Annotated in this window: 17 protein-coding genes; 10 read left to right on the top strand and 7 right to left on the bottom strand. The window is 68.8% G+C overall.

All coding sequences use genetic code 11. The features are described 5' to 3' along the window. Window positions 1–40 precede the first annotated feature (40 nt). Window positions 41–1,213, top strand: coding sequence for an FAD-dependent monooxygenase (locus T333_RS26610; protein WP_496426216.1), 1,173 nt, complete (start codon window positions 41–43; stop codon window positions 1,211–1,213). 370 nt (window positions 1,214–1,583) lie between these two features. Further along, window positions 1,584–1,931, top strand: coding sequence for a hypothetical protein (locus T333_RS26605; protein ID WP_496426215.1), 348 nt, complete (start codon window positions 1,584–1,586; stop codon window positions 1,929–1,931). On the opposite strand, the gene T333_RS26600 is transcribed toward T333_RS26605, so the two are convergent. Then, window positions 1,918–2,679 (bottom strand): MerR family transcriptional regulator, encoded by a 762-nt coding sequence (locus tag T333_RS26600; RefSeq protein WP_496426214.1) that lies wholly within the window; start codon window positions 2,677–2,679, stop codon window positions 1,918–1,920. The two genes, T333_RS26605 and T333_RS26600, sit on opposite strands and share 14 nt — an antisense overlap. An 81-nt stretch (window positions 2,680–2,760) precedes the next feature. On the opposite strand from T333_RS26600, the gene T333_RS26595 reads away from it, so the two are divergent. From T333_RS26595 to T333_RS26585, 3 genes are all read left to right on the top strand, one after another. Further along, window positions 2,761–3,927: an erythromycin esterase family protein gene (locus T333_RS26595; protein ID WP_496426213.1), complete on the top strand. Its 1,167-nt coding sequence runs from the start codon at window positions 2,761–2,763 to the stop codon at window positions 3,925–3,927. 32 nt (window positions 3,928–3,959) lie between these two features. After that, window positions 3,960–4,157, top strand: a complete 198-nt coding sequence (locus T333_RS26590) for a hypothetical protein (RefSeq protein WP_496426212.1) — start codon at window positions 3,960–3,962, stop codon at window positions 4,155–4,157. Window positions 4,158–4,603: 446 nt separating this feature from the next. Then, on the top strand, window positions 4,604–5,008 hold the full coding sequence (locus T333_RS26585; protein WP_496426211.1) for a MerR family transcriptional regulator: 405 nt from the start codon (window positions 4,604–4,606) through the stop codon (window positions 5,006–5,008). A gap of 55 nt (window positions 5,009–5,063) precedes the next feature. Here T333_RS26585 and T333_RS26580 read toward each other — a convergent pair whose 3' ends face one another. From T333_RS26580 to T333_RS26570, 3 genes are all read right to left on the bottom strand, one after another. Continuing rightward, complete coding sequence (locus T333_RS26580) at window positions 5,064–5,216, bottom strand: cold-shock protein (protein WP_496426397.1); 153 nt, start codon at window positions 5,214–5,216, stop codon at window positions 5,064–5,066. A 286-nt stretch (window positions 5,217–5,502) separates the two neighbouring features. Further along, window positions 5,503–6,144 carry an HAD family hydrolase gene (locus T333_RS26575; RefSeq protein WP_496426210.1) on the bottom strand — a complete coding sequence of 214 codons (642 nt, stop codon included), beginning with the start codon at window positions 6,142–6,144 and terminating at the stop codon, window positions 5,503–5,505. A 21-nt stretch (window positions 6,145–6,165) separates the two neighbouring features. After that, window positions 6,166–7,719 (bottom strand): alpha/beta hydrolase, encoded by a 1,554-nt coding sequence (locus T333_RS26570; protein ID WP_496426209.1) that lies wholly within the window; start codon window positions 7,717–7,719, stop codon window positions 6,166–6,168. Between the two features lie 207 nt (window positions 7,720–7,926). Between T333_RS26570 and T333_RS26565 the strand changes: the two genes are divergently transcribed. Next, window positions 7,927–9,318, top strand: coding sequence for a phenylacetate--CoA ligase family protein (locus T333_RS26565; RefSeq protein WP_355001603.1), 1,392 nt, complete (start codon window positions 7,927–7,929; stop codon window positions 9,316–9,318). A gap of 183 nt (window positions 9,319–9,501) precedes the next feature. Beyond that, on the top strand, window positions 9,502–9,903 hold the full coding sequence (locus T333_RS26560) for a hypothetical protein (RefSeq protein ID WP_355001602.1): 402 nt from the start codon (window positions 9,502–9,504) through the stop codon (window positions 9,901–9,903). Here the strand turns inward: T333_RS26560 and T333_RS26555 are convergent. Further along, a complete protein-coding gene (locus tag T333_RS26555; RefSeq protein WP_496426208.1) occupies window positions 9,900–11,315 on the bottom strand; it encodes an amino acid permease in 1,416 nt (471 codons plus the stop codon). The genes T333_RS26560 and T333_RS26555 overlap by 4 nt on opposite strands. Window positions 11,316–11,750: 435 nt before the next feature. On the opposite strand from T333_RS26555, the gene T333_RS26550 reads away from it, so the two are divergent. Beyond that, complete coding sequence (locus T333_RS26550; protein WP_355001600.1) at window positions 11,751–13,250, top strand: flavin-containing monooxygenase; 1,500 nt, start codon at window positions 11,751–11,753, stop codon at window positions 13,248–13,250. A gap of 98 nt (window positions 13,251–13,348) precedes the next feature. Here the strand turns inward: T333_RS26550 and T333_RS26545 are convergent, their stop codons facing one another. Further along, window positions 13,349–16,147 (bottom strand): ATP-binding protein, encoded by a 2,799-nt coding sequence (locus T333_RS26545; protein WP_496426207.1) that lies wholly within the window; start codon window positions 16,145–16,147, stop codon window positions 13,349–13,351. A 209-nt stretch (window positions 16,148–16,356) separates the two neighbouring features. Between T333_RS26545 and T333_RS26540 the strand changes: the two genes are divergently transcribed. After that, window positions 16,357–16,701: a VOC family protein gene (locus T333_RS26540; protein ID WP_496426206.1), complete on the top strand. Its 345-nt coding sequence runs from the start codon at window positions 16,357–16,359 to the stop codon at window positions 16,699–16,701. A 43-nt stretch (window positions 16,702–16,744) separates the two neighbouring features. Then, window positions 16,745–17,218, top strand: a complete 474-nt coding sequence (locus tag T333_RS26535; protein ID WP_496426205.1) for an iron chaperone — start codon at window positions 16,745–16,747, stop codon at window positions 17,216–17,218. Window positions 17,219–17,282: 64 nt separating this feature from the next. Here T333_RS26535 and T333_RS26530 read toward each other — a convergent pair whose 3' ends face one another. Next, the gene (locus tag T333_RS26530) at window positions 17,283–17,915 is read right to left on the bottom strand and encodes a TetR/AcrR family transcriptional regulator (protein ID WP_357247214.1); all 633 of its coding nucleotides are present in this window, start codon (window positions 17,913–17,915) and stop codon (window positions 17,283–17,285) included. Window positions 17,916–17,962: the final 47 nt, after the last annotated feature.

Below are 17,962 nucleotides of genomic sequence, written 5' to 3'. Positions count from 1 at the left end.
AACCGTAGTAACATTAACTACATCTGTAGTGGAGGATATCGTGAGCGAATCCGGAAACGCGATCGTGGTGGGCGGCGGAATCGGCGGCCTGGCTGCCGCAGTCGCTCTGGCGCGCCGCGGGTGGCGAGTCGAAGTACTCGAGCGGGCTGACGACAGCGGTGTGGCGGGATCGGGTATCTCACTGTGGTCCAACGGTATTCGAGCCTTGGATGCGCTCGGACTCGGGGACAGGGTGCGGGCCGCTGGGATGGCCGGGACGGAGGGCGGCATCCGCGATCGCGCCGGTCGGTGGTTGTCTCGAACCGACGTGGCCACGCTGGCACGTCGGCACGGCCCGCTGATCGTCGTGCGCCGCGCGGACCTGCTGGCCATCCTGATGGAGGCCCTCCCCGTCGGAGCCCTGCGATCCGGGGTCGCGGCCACCGGCGTCGAAGATCACGGTGCGGTCGTGACGGTGACACACTCCCGCGGCTCTTGCGAATCCGATCTAGTGATCGGCGCCGACGGGATTCGCAGCGTGGTGCGTGAATCGGTGTGGCCCGATGCGGGCGAACCCCGCTATGTCGGCTACACCGCGTGGCGGATGGTCACACGCACGCTGGACTTCACGCCCGACGCAAGCGAAACCTGGGGTCGTGGCGAACGTTTCGGTGTCGTCCCGCTGACCGACGACTGTGCGTACCTGTTCGCCGCCGCCGGTGCACCGGAAGGTCGACGCGCGGTGGTCGGCGAATTCGCCGAGATTCGGCGGCGATTCGGTGACTGGCCGGATCCGATTCCCGCGATGCTTGCCGCTGTGGACCCGAATGCGATCCTCCGCCATGACATCTACGACCTGCCCGACCTGGATAGATTCGCCCGCGGGCGGGTCGCCCTGCTCGGCGACGCGGCACACGCGATGACCCCCGATCTCGGGCAGGGGGCCAATCAAGCCCTCGAAGACGCTGTCACCCTCGCCGCGATGTGCGCCCGGCACCCGATCCAGTCCGCCCTGACCGCCTACGACCACCTGCGCCGCCCACGAACCCAAGCCATCGCGCGTAGGTCCCGTCGCATCGGCGCCGTCGCCCAATGGTCTTCACCGGCGGCAACGTGGTTGCGCGACAACCTCATTCGAATCACACCGAGCCGAGCGATGTCGCGCACCCTGGATCCCGTTCTCGCCTGGCAGCCACCGGAAGGAACCAGCGACCGGCATGTGGGCGGGTGCTGAAAGGCCGGAGGCCTCGGCTTCGTCGATGTGCGGTCGAATCGACCCCTGCTGGCGGCACGTCCGCGCGCCGACCATCTCGAGTGAAACGCCGGAGGGTCCGGCCGGACATTCGATCGCGACGGATACCGCGGAGGCCTGCTGGCCGAAACTGTTGATGTGTCGGGTCTTCGACGGGACGGTTCTGGCCGGACTGGGGGCGTAGTCGCGTGTATGCGCGGGCTGGTGGTCGGTGGCCCACCGTTAGGATGCGCCAATGCATGTGCGGAAGGGGGCGTCTCGGCGGCCGGACACGGTGTTTCGGTCGTGGCGGACGACGTTGGGAGTGGCGGTCGCGTGTCTGGGGCTCGCCGCGATTTGTGTGCTCGCGGTGGTGACCGATACCGCGGTGATCGGTGGCAAGATCGGGGCGCTGGTGTTTGTCGCGATCGGTGCGGAGATGGCGTGGTCCGGGTTTCGGCGTAGGCCGGATCTGGTGATCACCGACGAGAGTGTGGAGCACCGGGCGTTCGGGCGCATCGCGTGGTCGACGGTGGATCACGTGCGGGTGCGCCGGTGTTCGAGTGGCGACGCCATCGACCTGGTGCTGGCGCATCCGGATCGCGAGTTCGCGATCGCCACCGCGCCGTCAATCCCGATGACATCGCTGTCGGTCCCGCTGTTGAAGGTCACGGAGGCGATGCGTGAGCACCGACCGGAACTGGAGGTTATCGCCGACTGACCGGCGCGGACGACGTCGAAACTGGTTCCGGCGCAGCGTGGTCGATCAAGCGCATGTAGTTCCCGAGCAGACCGGCCGCGTCGAGCATGGCGAGACCCTGCGCGGTGAGTTTTCGTTGCCAGTCGTCCAGGGCGGCGGCCAATGCGGCTGTGCCACCGGCATTTCGGATCTGTTGCACCACGGTGGCGATCTGCTCCAGCGGATAGCCGCCGCGCCGGAGGAGGTGCGCGAGCTCGGCGTCGCGGACATCGCTCGCACTGTAGCGGCGGTATCCGGTGGCAGGGACTCGTGCCGGTGCGAGAATGCCGACGCTTTCCCAGTTGCGCAGGGTCGCGGGGGTGAGGCGGAGGCGGTGCGCGAGTTCGCGGATGGTTCGGCTGTCGATGTCTTCCGCGTGATCGGCGAGGGCGTGGGACTCCGCCGTCAGGTGTTTCACCGCTCGCCGCACCGAGTCGAGGGTTTCCCGGTCGCGAAGCAATTGGCCGTGGCCGCCGTCGATGATGCGCAGGGCGTCGTCGAGTTCGTCGTCGTGGAGCGCGTTCATGATCCGGCCCGCGGTCGCGTGCCCGTACGCCGCGACGAGACCGAGGTAGGCGCGTAGAGCCACCGCGTGCACTTCGGTGTAGATCCGGTAGCCGGTGGGTGTGCGCTCGGCGGGCGGGAGAAACCCGTCGCGCTCGTAGTTGCGGACCGCTTGGGTCGAGAGGCCGTGTTCGCGGGCCAGATCGGAGGGACGCACAGTTATCACCGGTTCGAGACTTTACCGTGCATATGTCAGGTCGTAGCAGCGGAAGCCTCAACCGATCTTTCAACGATACGATCGAAACACATGAGTCAGGACATTCGAGACTTCGTCTCCACGTCATGTGAGCTGTTGGCGCTCGGCGAACCGACGCACCAGGAACCGTCCTTCGGGTTCGTCCGCAACGAGCTGTTCGTCCAACTGGTCGACCGCGGCTTCCGCTCGATCGCGTTGGAAACCGACCGCGTCGCCGCGCTCGTCGTGAACGACTTCGTGCAGGAGGGTGTCGGCAGCCTCGACACCGCGATGAGCGAAGGCTTCTCGCACGGCTTCGGCGAACTGGACGCCAACCGCGAACTGGTCGCCTGGATGCGCGAATACAACCGGGACCGACCGCCTTTGGAACGCTTGGCCTTCCACGGTTTCGACGCCCCGATGGAGAACCCGAACGCAGCGAGCCCACGCCGCTATCTCGAGCACGCCCGCGACTATCTGCGTCTCGATCTCGACCTCGCCGAACTCCTCGGGGACGACGACCGCTGGGATCGCGCGGAGGCGATCATGGATCCGGCCATGTCGATCGGCGCCACAGCCGCGGCCGAGCGCCTGCGGGAGATCGCCGACGACATGCTCCTCGCGCTCTACGCGCGCGCACCGGAACTGATCGCGGCGACATCACGCGCGGCGTGGCTGAAGACCGAGGTCCACCTCACCGCCGGTCTCTGTCTGCTGCGCTATCACCGGCAGGCCGCTCACCAGGGCGACGAGCGAAGGCGCCTGTCGGGCTTGCTGGACATCCGCGAGACGTCGATGGCCCAGAACCTCTTCGACATCCGAAACATCGAGGCCCGGCGCGGCGGAACCATGGTCGGCGCCCACAACGCCCACCTACAGCGGAATATGGGCGGCATCCAAATGGCGGGAATGGACTTCCGATGGTTCGGGGCGGGCGCCATAGTGGGTTCCTTGCTGGGTGAGCGGTACGCCTTCATCGCCGGAAGCCTGGGCCGCAGCGAAACGCTCGAACTCGGTGAGCCCGAACCGGGCACCTACGAGAGCGTCCTCCAGACCGGCATCGCCGACTGGGGTCTGACACCGGCCGAGACGGTGACCTCCGCTCGTCCGCGCACCGACACCACCCCGCGGCAGGGCTACTCGCCGCTCGACCAAGCGATCCTCGACACGGCCGACGCGGTCCTGCACATCAATACCGGTGCCCGCCTGAGCGACGCAGCGGGACGGAGTCCGTCGTAAGCCGCGCACGGCCGGAGCAGGGGGCAGAGGACATGCTGGAAGAACTCGGCCCGTTGATGCAGACACTGCTCGGGCCGCTTGGGGGTTTCCAGGGGAGTCTTCAGGGACTGCGCGACCAAGCGCAGCAGCAGCTCTTGCAACGGTTCGGCGACATGTCCCCCTGGCGTGTCCAGGTGATTCGGGGTGCCGACCTGCGAAGCACGATCCGGCAGCGCGACGACGCTGGCTGATGCTTCCGGTGGGCGATCACTCACCAGAAAATCTGCAGTGGTGACTCTAGACATTCTCTGTGTGGTTGTGTAATTTCACTGCCGTCGAAGGTGAGAGATCGAGTGACTGGGTAGGCGAACTGCCTGGTATGCGGTACCCCCGCCCCGCCGACGCAGGCGAGAATCCGGCTGGCCCTCTGGCTGCTGGACCGCCGCTGGCGGGGCGGGCACAGCAAGAAACGAAACCTCGCAGACAAGACGCGTACACATGGAGGTGGTGGCCACTGAATAGTCGAAATCGTGTTCCGCGACCCGAGCGCTCTCGGGTGCGGTGTATGCCATCGGCCTATGAGGGCCGGTGATCAGCTCTACCCCTTCGTATACGTATTTCCCAGGCCCCGGCGCCCAGTGCGCCGGGGCCTCCTATCGTTTGAAAATCATTGAGAGGTGCTGTGCAGCAACCGGATATGACTCCCACTCCGGATAAAAGCGGGGTGGACCGACTAGATGACGAGGATTTCCCCGCCTACAGCATGGGTCGCGCCGCCGAGCTCCTTGGTGTCACCCAGGCGTTTCTGCGCTCCCTTGATGGTGCGCGCCTGTTGACCCCGCAACGCTCGGAAGGGGGGCATCGTCGCTACTCGCGCTATCAGTTGCGGATCGCCGCGCGGGTGCGCGAGCTGATCGACGCAGGCAACTCCTTGGAGGGCGCGTGCCGGATCGTGATCCTGGAAGATCAGCTCGCGGAGGCCCAGGCGCTCAACGCCACTCTGCAGCACGCCCTCGACGCGCACGAAGTCCGCGACGTGGAGCATCCGCAGCCACCGCATGCAGGTCCAACGCAGTCAGCCCGCGGTCGGGTGACCAAATGAAAAGAGCTTCGCACCTAGGGGTGCGAAGCTCTTCACGAAAACCGTTCGCGCGGGATCAGATGGCGCGGACGTCCTGGGCTTGGGGACCCTTCTGGCCCTGCTCCACCGAGAACTCGACACGCTGACCCTCATCGAGGGATTTGTAACCCGTGCCGTTCACGGCCGAGTAATGCACGAAGACGTCCGGGCCGCCTCCGTCTCGAGCGATAAAGCCGACACGGTCACCAACTGCACGGCGAAACCCAGACGATTTGCTGTCGCGGCACAGGGCTGCGATCAGCTTGCGGTCCTAGTCGTCGAGACAACAACGCCCGCGATTCACCAAACAGGTCACACGGTCTCAATCCCTGGCCGGGCTCAGCGCCGGATCCCGGGCGATTGCGCCACTACTCCCGAGCAGGGACGCTGCCGGACGGCCAGTACGCCGCCCCTGGCCCGCGCACGCGGGAGCGAATGCCGAGGTACGCAGAACGCGCAGGCTGGAGGCGGCGGAGCTACGCCTGAAGCGAGCCCGACGCGAAGGGCGCCACGCCCGCCGCGAATTCCGCCAACCAGGAGGGGAATTCGGTGAGGTCGTGCAGTACGACGTCGGCCCCCGCGTCCACCAGCTCCGCGGCGTCGCAGGGACCGGTGGTGACGCCGACGGCGAACGCGTCGGCGGCCTTGGCGCCGCGCATGTCACCGGCGTGATCGCCGACGTAGATCGCCGCGCCTTGCGCGCGCAGGACCTCGGCCTTGCCGGTGGACCACAACCCACCGGCGAGGTAGTCGATTCGCCAGCCGAGCGCGTCGAGGTGGAGTTGTGCGAGCGGTTGGTGCTTGCCGGTCACGATCATCACACGCCCGTCGCGCGCGGTCACCGCGGCGAGGGCGGCCTCCGCGCCGGGCATGGCGGGGATGCGCGGCACCACGTCGGGGTACAGCTCGCGGTAGCGGGTGATCAGTGCGGGAATGAGCTCGTCGGGCGCGCCCGCCTCGGCGAGCAGTAGATTCAGCGGCGGCCCGAGCCGCTGCACGAAGTCGGCCCCGCGCAGCGGGAGCTGGAATTCCGCGGCGACGGTGTCGATGGCGTACGAGACTCCCGGTCGCGAGTCGATCAGGGTCATGTCGAGGTCGAAGCCGACGGTCCAGGTCACCGCTCGACTCTATCCGGCCGGTCAGTCCGTGCAGCGAGTCCCGTCCGGTGGGAGGGTTCCGTCGTAGAGGTAGGCCATGACGATGGCGTCCACGCAGGCCGAACCGTTGTCGAAGGCGATGTGGCCGTCGTGTTCGCTGACCACCAGCACGGCGTCGGCCAACGTGGCGGCCACGTTCTCGGCGTCCTCGATCGTGGTCGCCAGATCGCCGCTGTTGTTGAGCAGCAGGATGGGCGGTGCGCCCGCCGCGTCCACGCCCGCCGACTTCTGGGTCGGCCGGACCGGCCAGAACAGGCACAGCGGGGTGCTGAACACCCGGTTCGCGCCGAACAGCGGTGAGCGCACGGCCGCCCACTCGGCCTCCTGCGCCAGATCCCGGAGGATCACGTCTTCGGGCTTCGAGCGCCAAGCGGCCGGGTCGTCGTTCATGCACTCCACGGACCAGAACGCCGGATCGGAGGAGCTGTAGCGGCCCTCCTCGCGACCGACGTAGAAGTCGGCGAGTTCCGCGAACCCGGTGCCGTCACCGCGCAAGGCGTCGGCGAAGGCGCGCTCGAACCGCGGCCAGTAGCGCTCGTCGTAGGTCGCCATGAAGATGCCGAGCAGGGCCAGATTGGAACCGACGCGGCGGCCGTCCGAGGCGGGGATGGGGTCGGCGTCCACCCGGTCGATCAGGTCGATCAGTCGTCGCATGGCGGCGTCCGGATCGTTGCCGAGGGGGCAGTCCGCACGTCTCGCGCAGCCTTCGAGAATGCTGTGCACCAAGCGATCTCGCGCCGAGATCGCACCGGGCACGGGAGCGTCGGAAGCGTCGAGCGAATCCCAACGGTCCGGCGTCAGGCTCGGGTCGTCGACGGAATCCAGCACCATTCGCCCGACCCGATCCGGGAACTGCTCGGCATACAGCTGCCCGAGCCGGGTGCCGTAGGAGAAGCCGAAGAAGTTCAGCTTCGACTCGCCGAGCGCCGAGCGCATGATGTCCATATCGCGCACCACGAATTCGGTGCCGACGAAACCGAGCAGGTTGCCGGTGTTGCGCAGGCACGCGGTGGCGTAACGGCGGTGCGCCTCGGCGACCAAGCGGCGACCCTCGTCGTTCACCGGCGTGAAGTCGGTGGCCAAGTATTCGTCCATCGCGCGGTCGCCGAGACACCGCACGGGAGCGGTGCGGCCGACGCCGCGCGGGTCGAAGCCGACGAGGTCGTAGCGGATACGAAATTTGCGCAGTCCGGTGTCGTCCGGGTTCAGCGCGGAAAGCACGTCCTGGTAGCCGGATTCGCCAGGCCCGCCCGGGTTGGTGGTGAGCACCCCGATGCGCTGGGCGGGGTTGGTGGCGGGCAAACGCACCAGCGGCATGGTGAGGGCGGCGGCTTCCGGATGGGCGTAATCAACAGGCACACGGATCTCGCCGCACTCGGCCTCGCGTTGCTCGCCGCAGGGCGCCCACTCGACCCGCTGCGCCTCGTAATCCCGCAGCGTGGGCAGCGGGGCGGGGGAGGGACTCGCGGTGCCTTGCACGGTCGGCGTGATCGAGCAGCCGCTGGCTACCAGTGCCGCGGCCGCGATGACGCTCATCAGTACGCACCGACTCGACCGCACCGTCGTCCCCCGATCCTCCGCGACATTCCGCGGGAATATCGCGCCGCGCCCGTCGAACTTTCGCAACAGGTCTCTTCGAAGATAGCGAGAAAGTGGCGATCCGTGCGGATCGCCCCGCGCGGCACGGCCCGGCGGTACGTTGGACCCACGCAGGTTTCGCCTCGCGGAAGGGCTACCTCGGAGATGGATTCGGATCTGCAGCAGCGGCTCGTGGCGCTGTTCCAGCGAACGGCGGCGACCGTGCCCGCCTACCGCGCTTTCCTCGACAGCCACGGTGTCGACGCGGCCTCGGTCGTCGACGGCACGGGATTCGCGCGACTGCCGCTGGTCACGAAAGAGAACTATCACCAACGCTATTCGCTGCCACAGCGCTGCCGCGACGGCGATCTGGGGGCGTGCGACCTGATCGCGGTGTCGTCCGGTTCGACTGGCACGCCGACCTTCTGGCCTCGCTCCGCCGCCGACGAGGCGGCCGCGACCCGCCGCTTCGAACAGGTTCTCGTGCACGGCTTCGACGCCACCCACCGGCGGACCCTCGCCGTGGTGTGCTTCCCGCTCGGCACCTGGGTCGGCGGCCTCTACACGCTGTCCTGCCTGCGCGGGCTGGCCGCCGAACTGGCCATGACGATCGTGGCCCCCGGCAACAACAAGGCCGAGATCCTGCGCGTGGTACCGGAACTCGGCTCACACTTCGACCAGGTGGTGCTGTTCGGGTATCCGCCCTTCCTCAAGGACGTCATCGACACGGGGCTGCGCGAAAAGGTCGATTGGTCGCGCTACGCGGTGAAACTGGTGTGCGCGGGGGAGGTGTTCAGCGAGCAGTGGCGCGATCTCATGGGTAAGCGGGCGGGTCTCGATCCGGTGCGCGATGTCGCCGCGCTCTACGGCACGGCCGACGCCGGCGTGCTCGGCAACGAGACCCCGCTCAGCGTGCGGATCCGGCGGTTCCTCGCCGAACATCCCGCGGCGGCGCGCGAATTGTTCGGCGGTCAGCGCCTGCCGGCGCTGATGCAGTACAACCCGGCCGACCGCTTCTTCGAAACAGTCGACGGCACATTGGTGTTCACCGCCGACTCCGGTGTGCCGCTGATCCGGTATCACCTCGCCGACGACGGCGGTGTCATCCCGCACGAACGCATGGTGGAGTTCTGCCGGGCGCACGGGTTCGAACCGGACGAGGAGACCGGGCCGGACCTGCCCTTCGTGTTCGTGTTCGGCCGCTCCATCCACGCGGTTTCGGTGTTCGGGGCCAATGTCTATCCTGAAACGGTGTCGCTCGGGTTGGAGCGCCCGGAGATCAGCGACTGGGTCACCGGGAAGTTCGTGCTCGAGGCTTGGGAGGACGCCGATCGCAATCGGCTGCTGCGGATCACGGTCGAGCTCGGGCCGGACGAGGCGAACACCGTCGAACGGACCCGGCTCGTCGCCGACGCCGTTCGGGACGAGTTGCTGGCCCACAACAGCGAATACGCTAACTATGTGCCGGTCGAGCGACATGTGCCGCATGTGGAGCTGCGGCCGCTGGGGGATCCGGACTACTTCCCGGTGGGAGTCAAGCATCGGTACACGCGGTGAGGAGGGGCGTCCGAGCGGACCGTCGCGAATCCGGTTGGTAACCGCCCTGATTCACGTGGAACTCCGGCTGCACTCGATGCCGCGATCCGAAACCTCCCACCTGACAGCGCGATCTGCACCGAGTGCAGACCGGCATCACGTGTGGATCTGCGCGAATCGGCGACCGCTGGCACTGTGGACGGCATGCCCCTCGGTTCCGATACCAAGATCCTGTCCATCGGCCTGCATCCGAGCCAGCTCGACTACAGCAAACACGCCGGTCTCGACGAGGCCGAGCTGACCGCGCGGGTCGAGGCCGGGACGGCGATGCTGCGAGATTCGGGCTTCGACGTCGTGTCGTGCTCTGTTCCGGCCGACCCCGACGCGGCCGAGGAGATGGTCAAGGACAGGCTGGCGGAGGCCGACTACGGATTGGCGATGATCGGCGGCGGGGTGCGGATGCTGCCCGAGCAGACGCTGCTGTTCGAGCGCATCGTGAACGTTCTGACCGAGTCGGCGCCCGGCATCCGGCTGTGTTTCAACACCTCGCCGGAAACGACGGTGGACGCATTGCTGCGCTGGGTGCAGCCCGGCGGGCGGGGCTAGCTTCTCGGCGCGACGGGGACGCGGCTCGCGGCGAGGGCCGAGTGCTTGCGTCCGTAGCCGAGGTAGACCGCGACACCGATAGCGACCCAGACCGCGAAACGCACCCAGGTCAGCTCGTCCAGGGTGAACGCCATCAGCGCGCAGCCCATCAGCGCGAGGATCGGAACCAGCGGCACGAGCGGGGTGCGGAACGGACGCTCGCGGTTCGGCTCCAGCTTGCGCAGCACCAGCACTCCGACGCACACCACGGCGAAGGCCGACAGCGCGCCGATGTTCACCAATTCGACCACGATGTCGATGGGCAGCAGGCCCGCGATGGCGGCGCAGCCCGCACCGAGCACCAGCGTCAGCCGCACCGGCGTCGAACGCGTGCCGGTGGCGGCGAGGCCGCGGGGGAGCAGGCCGTCGCGGCACATCGCGAAACTCAACCGCACCTGCGCGTAGACGATGAGCAGCAGGCCTTTGGTGAGCGCGATGATCGACGCGACGATGATGACGTTGCCGATCCAGCCGATGTTCAGCGCGCCGAAGGCGGTGGCGATCGGGGCGCCGTTGTTCAGGGTCGGGAACGGGGCGACGCCGGTGAGCACGGCGCTGACGAGCGCGTAGAGCAACGTCGCGATGAGCACGGTGCCGATGATGGCGAAGGGCACGTCGCGCTTCGGGTTGCGCGCCTCCTCGGCGGAGGCCGCGACCACGTCGAAACCGAGGAAGGCGAAGAACGCGATCGCCGCGCCGCCGATGATGCCGCTCCAGCCGAACGGCGCGAACGGCGCCCAGTTGCCCGGGTCGACGTGCGGGGCGCCGATGGCGATCACCAGCACCAGCACGCCGATGGTCACTGCGACGAGCGCCTTGGTGATGCGCGCGGTGAGTGAGACCTCGCCGACCAGGACGGCCACGATCGCAGCGATGATCAGCACCGCGGGCAGGTTCACCACACCGCCCTCGCCGGGCCCGGCGGTGATGGCGTGCGGGAGCGTGATGCCGAACATCGAATCCAGTGCCGACACCGTGGTGCCGGACCAACCGATCGCCACGGCCGCGCCCGCGATGACGAATTCCAGCAGCAGGTTCCAGCCGACCAGGAACGCCGGTCCTTCGCCGAGCGTGGCGTAGGTGTAGGTGTAGGCGCTGCCCGAGACCGGGACCATCGCGGCGAGTTCGCTGTAGCAGAGTGCGACGAGCACGCAGACCAGACCGGCCAGTCCGAACGACAGCACGATCGACGGCCCGGCCTTCTCCGCGGCCGCCACGCCGGTGATGACGAAGATGCCCGCGCCGACGATGGTGCCCACGCCCATGGCGGTCAGGTCGAGCCGCCCGAGGCTGCGTTTCAGCGACGAGTCGGCGCCGGGCAGGCTCGCGTCGTCGGGCGTGCGGCGGCGCCACCGTTGTTCTGCGCTGGTCATCGGCTTCCTCTCGGGACGCGGTTCACCCGTCCCCATACGAGATGTGGATCCTCGGCTCGGCCTTCGTGGGCCGAGACCGAGGATCCATTCTCGTGGGTGCCGTAGCGGGGTCGATAACCGGGGGTTTGCAGACAGCGCCGATCGGCAGCGGCCGCACGCCCGTCAGCTGGAAAACGACGCCGCGCCCGGCGTCCCGACGCGCACCAGTCCGACACCGGCCACGGATTCGGCGCGATCTCCAGCCGGTCGGCGCTGCTGCCGTGCAACCGCACCATCCGAGCGCTGGGCATGGGGGCACGGTTTGCGACCACCGTGGTTTTATCGCCGATCAGGGGGATTGGCGCTCTAGACGTTACTTCGAATAACATGTACTCTCGATTACCACGCTCGGACGACGGCGCCCGGGTGCGCGACCAGAACGAAACGAGTACCTCAATGACGCGGCATGTCGACGTACTGATCATCGGCGCTGGCCTGTCCGGAATCGGCGTGGCCTGCCACCTCACCCGCGAGCGGACCGGACGCAGCTACGCGATCCTTGAACGGCGCAGCGCCATCGGCGGGACCTGGGACCTGTTCAAGTACCCCGGCATTCGCTCCGACTCGGATATGTACACCTTCGGCTACGGCTTCCGTCCCTGGCACGGCACCAAGGTGCTCGCCGACGGCCCGCACATCCGCCAGTACGTCGAGGACACCGCCGCCGAGTACGGAGTCACCGAGCACATCCGGTTCGGCAGGAAGGTGACCACCGCGCGCTGGTCCAGCGAGACCGAGCTGTGGACGGTGACCGCGCTCGACGAACAGACCGGCGCCACCGAGGAGTGGACCAGCAACTTCCTGGTCGGCTGCACCGGTTACTACGACTACGACAAGGGCTACCGCCCCGAGTTCCCCGGCGAGGAGAACTTCGGCGGGCAGATCGTGCACCCGCAGCACTGGCCCGAAAACCTGGACTACCGCGGCAAGCGCGTGGTCGTCATCGGCAGCGGCGCCACCGCCATCACGCTCATCCCCGCCATGGCCGACGACGCCGCGCACGTGACCATGCTGCAGCGCTCGCCCACTTACATCACCGCACTGCCCGCCGACGACCCGGTCGCCGTCGGCATGAAGGCGGCCAAGGTGCCCGCCAAGCTCGCCTACCGGATCGGCCGGGCGCGCAATATCGCCTTGCAGCGCGCCAGTTTCCAGCTGTCCCGCACCAACCCGGCGGCGGCCAAGAAGCTGCTGCTCGCCGCGGTCCGGTTGCAGGTCGGCGCGGATCTGGACATGCGCCATTTCACGCCGTCCTACAACCCCTGGGACCAGCGCCTGTGTGTGGTGCCCAACGGCGACCTGTTCAAGGTGCTGCGCAGCGGCAAGGCCTCGATCGCCACCGACCGCATCGACACGTTCACCGAGACCGGCATCCGGCTGGCCTCCGGCGAGGAACTCGAGGCCGACATCGTGATCAGCGCGACGGGCCTCACCGTGCAGATGCTCGGCGGCGCGTCGCTCGAGATCGACGGTGAGCCGGTGGTGACCCGCGACCGCGTCGTCTACAAGGGCGCGCTGCTCGACGGCGTGCCCAACGCGATGATGGTGCTCGGCTACACCAACGCCTCGTGGACGCTCAAGGCCGATCTGGCCGCCGAGTACTTCTGCCGCTTGCTCAACCACCTGAAGTCCAACGGTCTGACCAAGTTCGTCGCGGTGGCCAAGGACGGCGACCGCGGCGCCGACTCGGTCATGGGCGGCGCGCTGACCTCCGGCTACATCAAGCGCGGCGACGCGGTGATGCCGCGCCAGGGCACCAACGGGCCGTGGCAGGTCGTCAACAACTACTTCCGGGACCGCGCGCTGCTGCGCAAGGCGCCGCTCGAGGACGGCGTGCTGACCTTCAGCGCCGCCGCCGAACGGCCCGACGCGCTGCTCGAGAGCCGCAGCGCCTGACCTCCGCGACACAGTCGATCTTCAGCCCGCCGATACGTCGGCGGGCTGAAGTCGTTCGAGGGCACGATGTGCGGCTCGCCAGCGGTTGTGCGGGTTCGTTATGGCGTGGGAGGGGTGATGCCGAGGTCTGCCAGAAGGGCATTGCCGACCTCGACGGAGTCGCCCCCGAGGAGCGTCAGAGTTCGGGCCTGTTGGTAGGGGCAGCGGGCTGCTTCGAAGGCTGCCGCGGTGGCGAGTAGGCCGTCGGGTTCGTTGTCGAGCAGGGCCGCGGCCCGATCGAGGATCGCGTCGGCGATCGGGTTGCCCGCCACGACGGTTCGCGCCGCGGCGAGGTAGTCGCGGGCGTTCGGATGACCGGCGAGCACCGCGGCCTCGGCGCGCAGTGCCAGATACCAATGGCGCCATACCCAGACGACTCGCTCGTCCATCTCGTCCGGCTCCGCCGCCAGCCCTGCCAGCGCCCGGTCGGCTTGTCCACGGTGCAGCAGGACGATCGCGTCGAACACGGCGCTGTAGGCGGTCTTCTGCTCGCGCGTCACGCCGAGCGCGTCGACGGTGGCCAACCACTCGGCGCGCGCCGCGTCGTCACCACGCAAACCGTGGACCAGCGCCACCGCGGCCGCCGCCGTGCCGAGGTGAGGTGCGGGCAGGCGTCCGGAAAGTTCCCATCCGTCGAGGAACCGCCCGCTGCCCGCCAGCACGTCGGAGACATTGCCCGCCAACGCATTCGCCACCAGCAGCCGGGACGTGGCGAAGTCGCCCCGCTCGGCTAGCAGCGGCAGGTCGCGAAGCTGCTCACCCCAGCGCAGGGCGTTCGCCAAATCGCCCACCCCGACGCAGGTTTCGGCCGCCTCCGCGAGCGCGTTGACCCGCTCGACCGCGCCCGCAGGCGTCACCGGCACGAACCCGAGGAGCTCGACTCGCCGAAGCGCCGTCGCCGCGGTGGCGAAGGTGTCGCCCGCCCAGCACTGGGCCGCGGCGAGTGCGTCGAGCGCCGCGCTCTGCGCCAGCGGATCGCCGGTCCGATACGCCAGATCGACAGCTCGTTCGGCGAGCGCGATCGCCTCGGGCGCGCCGAGCCCACCCTGATCCGGATCGATGGCGTCGGCGAGCACCCCGCACTCGGCCAGCGCTATCGCGGCCTGCGCGGCTGGATCCGCACCCGCGAGCTCGCGTGCCTCGGACAACAGCATCGCGGCGACGCCCGAGGGCGGCAGCTGGCTGAACGTGTCGGTCATCCGATAGACCGTGATCGCGGCCGTGGCCAGATCGCGTGCGGCCGCGGCGGGGTCGTGGGCGCCGGTCTCGGCGGCGGCGCGGTAGAGGCGGTACATGTCCTCGCCGCGCATGCGACAACCGGCCACCGCCGCGGCGGACCGAAGCGCCGACGCCGCGGCCGCCGGATCGTCGGTGAGCGAGGCCGCCTGTTCGTAGCGCTGCTGGGACTCACCGACCAGATTCCGGGCGAAAGTCAGCTGGGCCAGGAGCACGGCGAGCTCGTGCGCCTCGGCGCGATGACCGGGCTGTTCCGCCGCCCAGGCCAGCGCCGCCCGGATGTCGTCGACCGCCGCGTCGAACCTGGTGCGCCACCCGCCGCTCGTCGCGGGCAATTCCACGGCCAGTTCGGCGGCGGTCTTCGCGCACCAGCGCACGTGACGGGCGAGAACTTCGGCGAGTTCGCCGGTCGCGCCGAGTTGCTCGGTCTCGTACTGGCGAATCGCCTCCAACGCCCGATAGCGGGTACCGGCCGAGGACGCGACGGTGGTCAGCAGGCTCTGCTCGGCGAGCCGAGCCAGCCCGTCCGCGACGGCGTCCGGCGCCAGCGGCGGATAACCGGCCACCACCGCGGCGTCGGCGGCGGTGAACGGCGCGACGAGGACCGCGACGCGGCGCAGCAGGCACCGGTCCGGGTCGGTGAGCAGCGCCTGGCTCCAGTCGAGCATGGCCCGCACGGACCGGTGCCGGTCGTCGGCGCGACGTCCGCCGACGAGCAGCCGCAGCGGGTCGGCCAGGCTCGCGGTAAGACCGTCGAGCCCGAGCGTGGGCAGCCGGGCGGCCGCGAGTTCGATCGCCAGAGCCAGCCCGTCGAGCCGCTCGCAGATCTCGGTGACTCGGTCGTATTGCTCCGGATCCACGGCCCAGCCCAAAGCGGAGGCGCGTTCCAGGAACAGTGCGATGGCGTCGTTGTCGCGGTCGAGGGACAGCGGGGGCACCACGTAGACGTGCTCGAAGGGCACCATGAGCCGAGCCCGGCTGGTGGCCAGGACGGTCACGCGGGGGCAGCGCGCGAGCAGGCGCTCGATGAACGGCACGGCGGCGTCGAGAAGGTGCTCGCAGTTGTCGAGCACGAGCAGAGTGTGGCGATCGGCCAGCGCGGACCGCACCGAGTCGTCGAGGCCGCGACCCGGGTTCTCGCCGAGGCCGAGGGCGCTGGCCACGGCGGAGCCGATCATCGCGGGATCCGTGACCGGCACGAGGTCGACGAACCAGACGCCGTCCGCGAAGTCACCGGCCAGATCCGCGGCGGCGGCCAACGCCAGCCGGGTCTTGCCGATCCCGCCGGGACCGAGGGCGGTCACGTGGCGGTGCGCCCGGACGGCTTCGCGCAGCGCGTCGCGTTCCCGAGCTCGGCCGACGAACGACGTCAGGGGCGAGGGGAGGGCGACGATCGTCTCGCTCATCCGCTCCGCCCGCGCGAATTCGGCCGAGCGGGCGGCGAGCGCCCGCCGGTCGGGGACACCGACCTTGCGCAGCAGCGAGGACACGTGGGTCTCCACGGTGCGCACCGAGATGAACAACTGCGCGGCGATCTCCGCATTGCTGCGATGTTGCCCAACGAGATTCAGGACTTCGGCCTCCCGGTCGGAGATCCCTACGGCGACCTTCTGCTTCGACACGTCGCCCATCTTCCCGTACGGGTCTTGTCCCCGGGGTCGCACGGGCAAGCTACGCGCACGTTCAGTGGAGCGTTCCGTGGTCGGCACGGATGTCGGTGCCCCGCGCCGTGCCTACCGTAATTGCCATGGACATCGGAGGAACGGCCGAAACGGTGCGAGTGCCCTCCGGTTCCGCACCCAAGACGATCTCGACCACATCAGGAGTGAGAATGACCGCGGGAATCAAGACCGTCCTGCATCCGGTTTCCGACCTGGCGGCGGCCAAGAAGATGTACGCCGCGCTGCTCGGCGTCGAGCCGCAGACCGACGGAACCTACTACGTCGGCTTCGAAGTCGAGGGCCAGCACATCGGGCTGGTGCCCGGCGGTGGACCGCAGAACATGACCGCCCCGGTGGCGTACTGGCACGTGCCCGACATCGAGGCGAAACTCGCCGAAGTCACCGCCGCGGGCGCCGCGGTCAAGGAGCCCGTGCGCGACGTCGGTGCCGGTCGCCTCGTGGCCACCGTCACCGACCCCGACGGCAATGTCCTCGGGTTGCTTCAGGACAGCTGAGCGCCGCCCGACCCCATCAACCCCCCGAACGAAGGAACCGACGATGACCACCCAGAAGACCACCGCCCGCACCGCCGCCAAGAGCAAGAGCGCTGTCGCCTTCACCGACGAAGAACTTGCCGCGATGAAAGAGCACGCCCAGGAGCTGAAGACGGCCGCGCGCCGCGGCTCGCGCGCCACCAAGGCCGACGGTGAGCAGGACGTGCTCGCCAAGATCGCCGACATGGCCGACGCCGATCGCGTTCTGGCCGAACGGATCCACGCCATCGTCAAGGCCAGCGCGCCGCAGCTCGCGCCGAAACTCTGGTACGGCATGCCCGCGTACGCCAAGGATGGCAAGGTCGTGTGCTTCTTCCAGAGCGCGGAGAAGTTCAAGGCGCGGTACGCGACGCTCGGCTTCAACGACTCGGCGAACCTCGACGACGGCACCCTGTGGCCGACGGCTTTCGCGCTGACGAAGCTGACCGCCGACGACGAGAAGAGGATCGGCGAGCTCGTGCGGCGGGCGGTGGGCTGAGGCGCCCAATTATCGGGGCGCGGAGCGGACCGTACCCGCACCCCGGTGGCAGGGGACCGCGAGTTCAGGATGCGGGAGCCGCTGCGGAGCTCATGCCGAGCAGCGTCTCCGCCACCGTCCGCATGCTGCGCAGATACTCCTCCCACGCCGCCGAATCCGCGGCCCGGCGCTGTAGCGCGCCGCTGGCCAGCGCATAGCCGATCGTCTCCGCGACCACGCGCGGCTCGGCGACCGGCGCGACCGTCGCGGCCCGCCGCTGGCGCTCGATCCATCGGGCGAAGCGACGGATCGGACGTTCGGCGATCTCGGTCGCGAGACCCGCTAGTGCCGGTTCGATGGCACCGCGTTCCTCGATCATCCGCAGCAGCGGACCGGCGTCGCGGGCCGCGGCGGCGAAGGCGTCGATGGTGGCGTGCAACGTCTTTCGCGGATCGTCGCCGATGAGCCCGGGTTCCTGCGCGGCGAGGAAATCGTCGCGCACCCTGGCGGCCAGCGCGTGGAAGATCTCCTCTTTCGACGCGAAGTACACGTACAGCGTGGCGCGCGCGACACCGGCCTCTGCGGTGATGGCCGCGACGGTGGTCTCGGCGTAGCCGCGCGCGGCGAAGACCCTGGCGGCGGCGTCGAGCAGGTCGCGGTGGCGGTCGGTGTGCGAGCGTTCGCGCGCGGCGCGCACCGACCAGGCGGAAGAGGTCACGACACCCATGCTCATTGACGTTGACGTCAATGTCAACGACACTGGGC

This window comes from Nocardia sp. CNS-044, from assembly GCF_059570515.1.
Note: the sequence above shows the minus strand (reverse complement) of the source record. Positions and strands in the feature narration are given on the sequence as shown.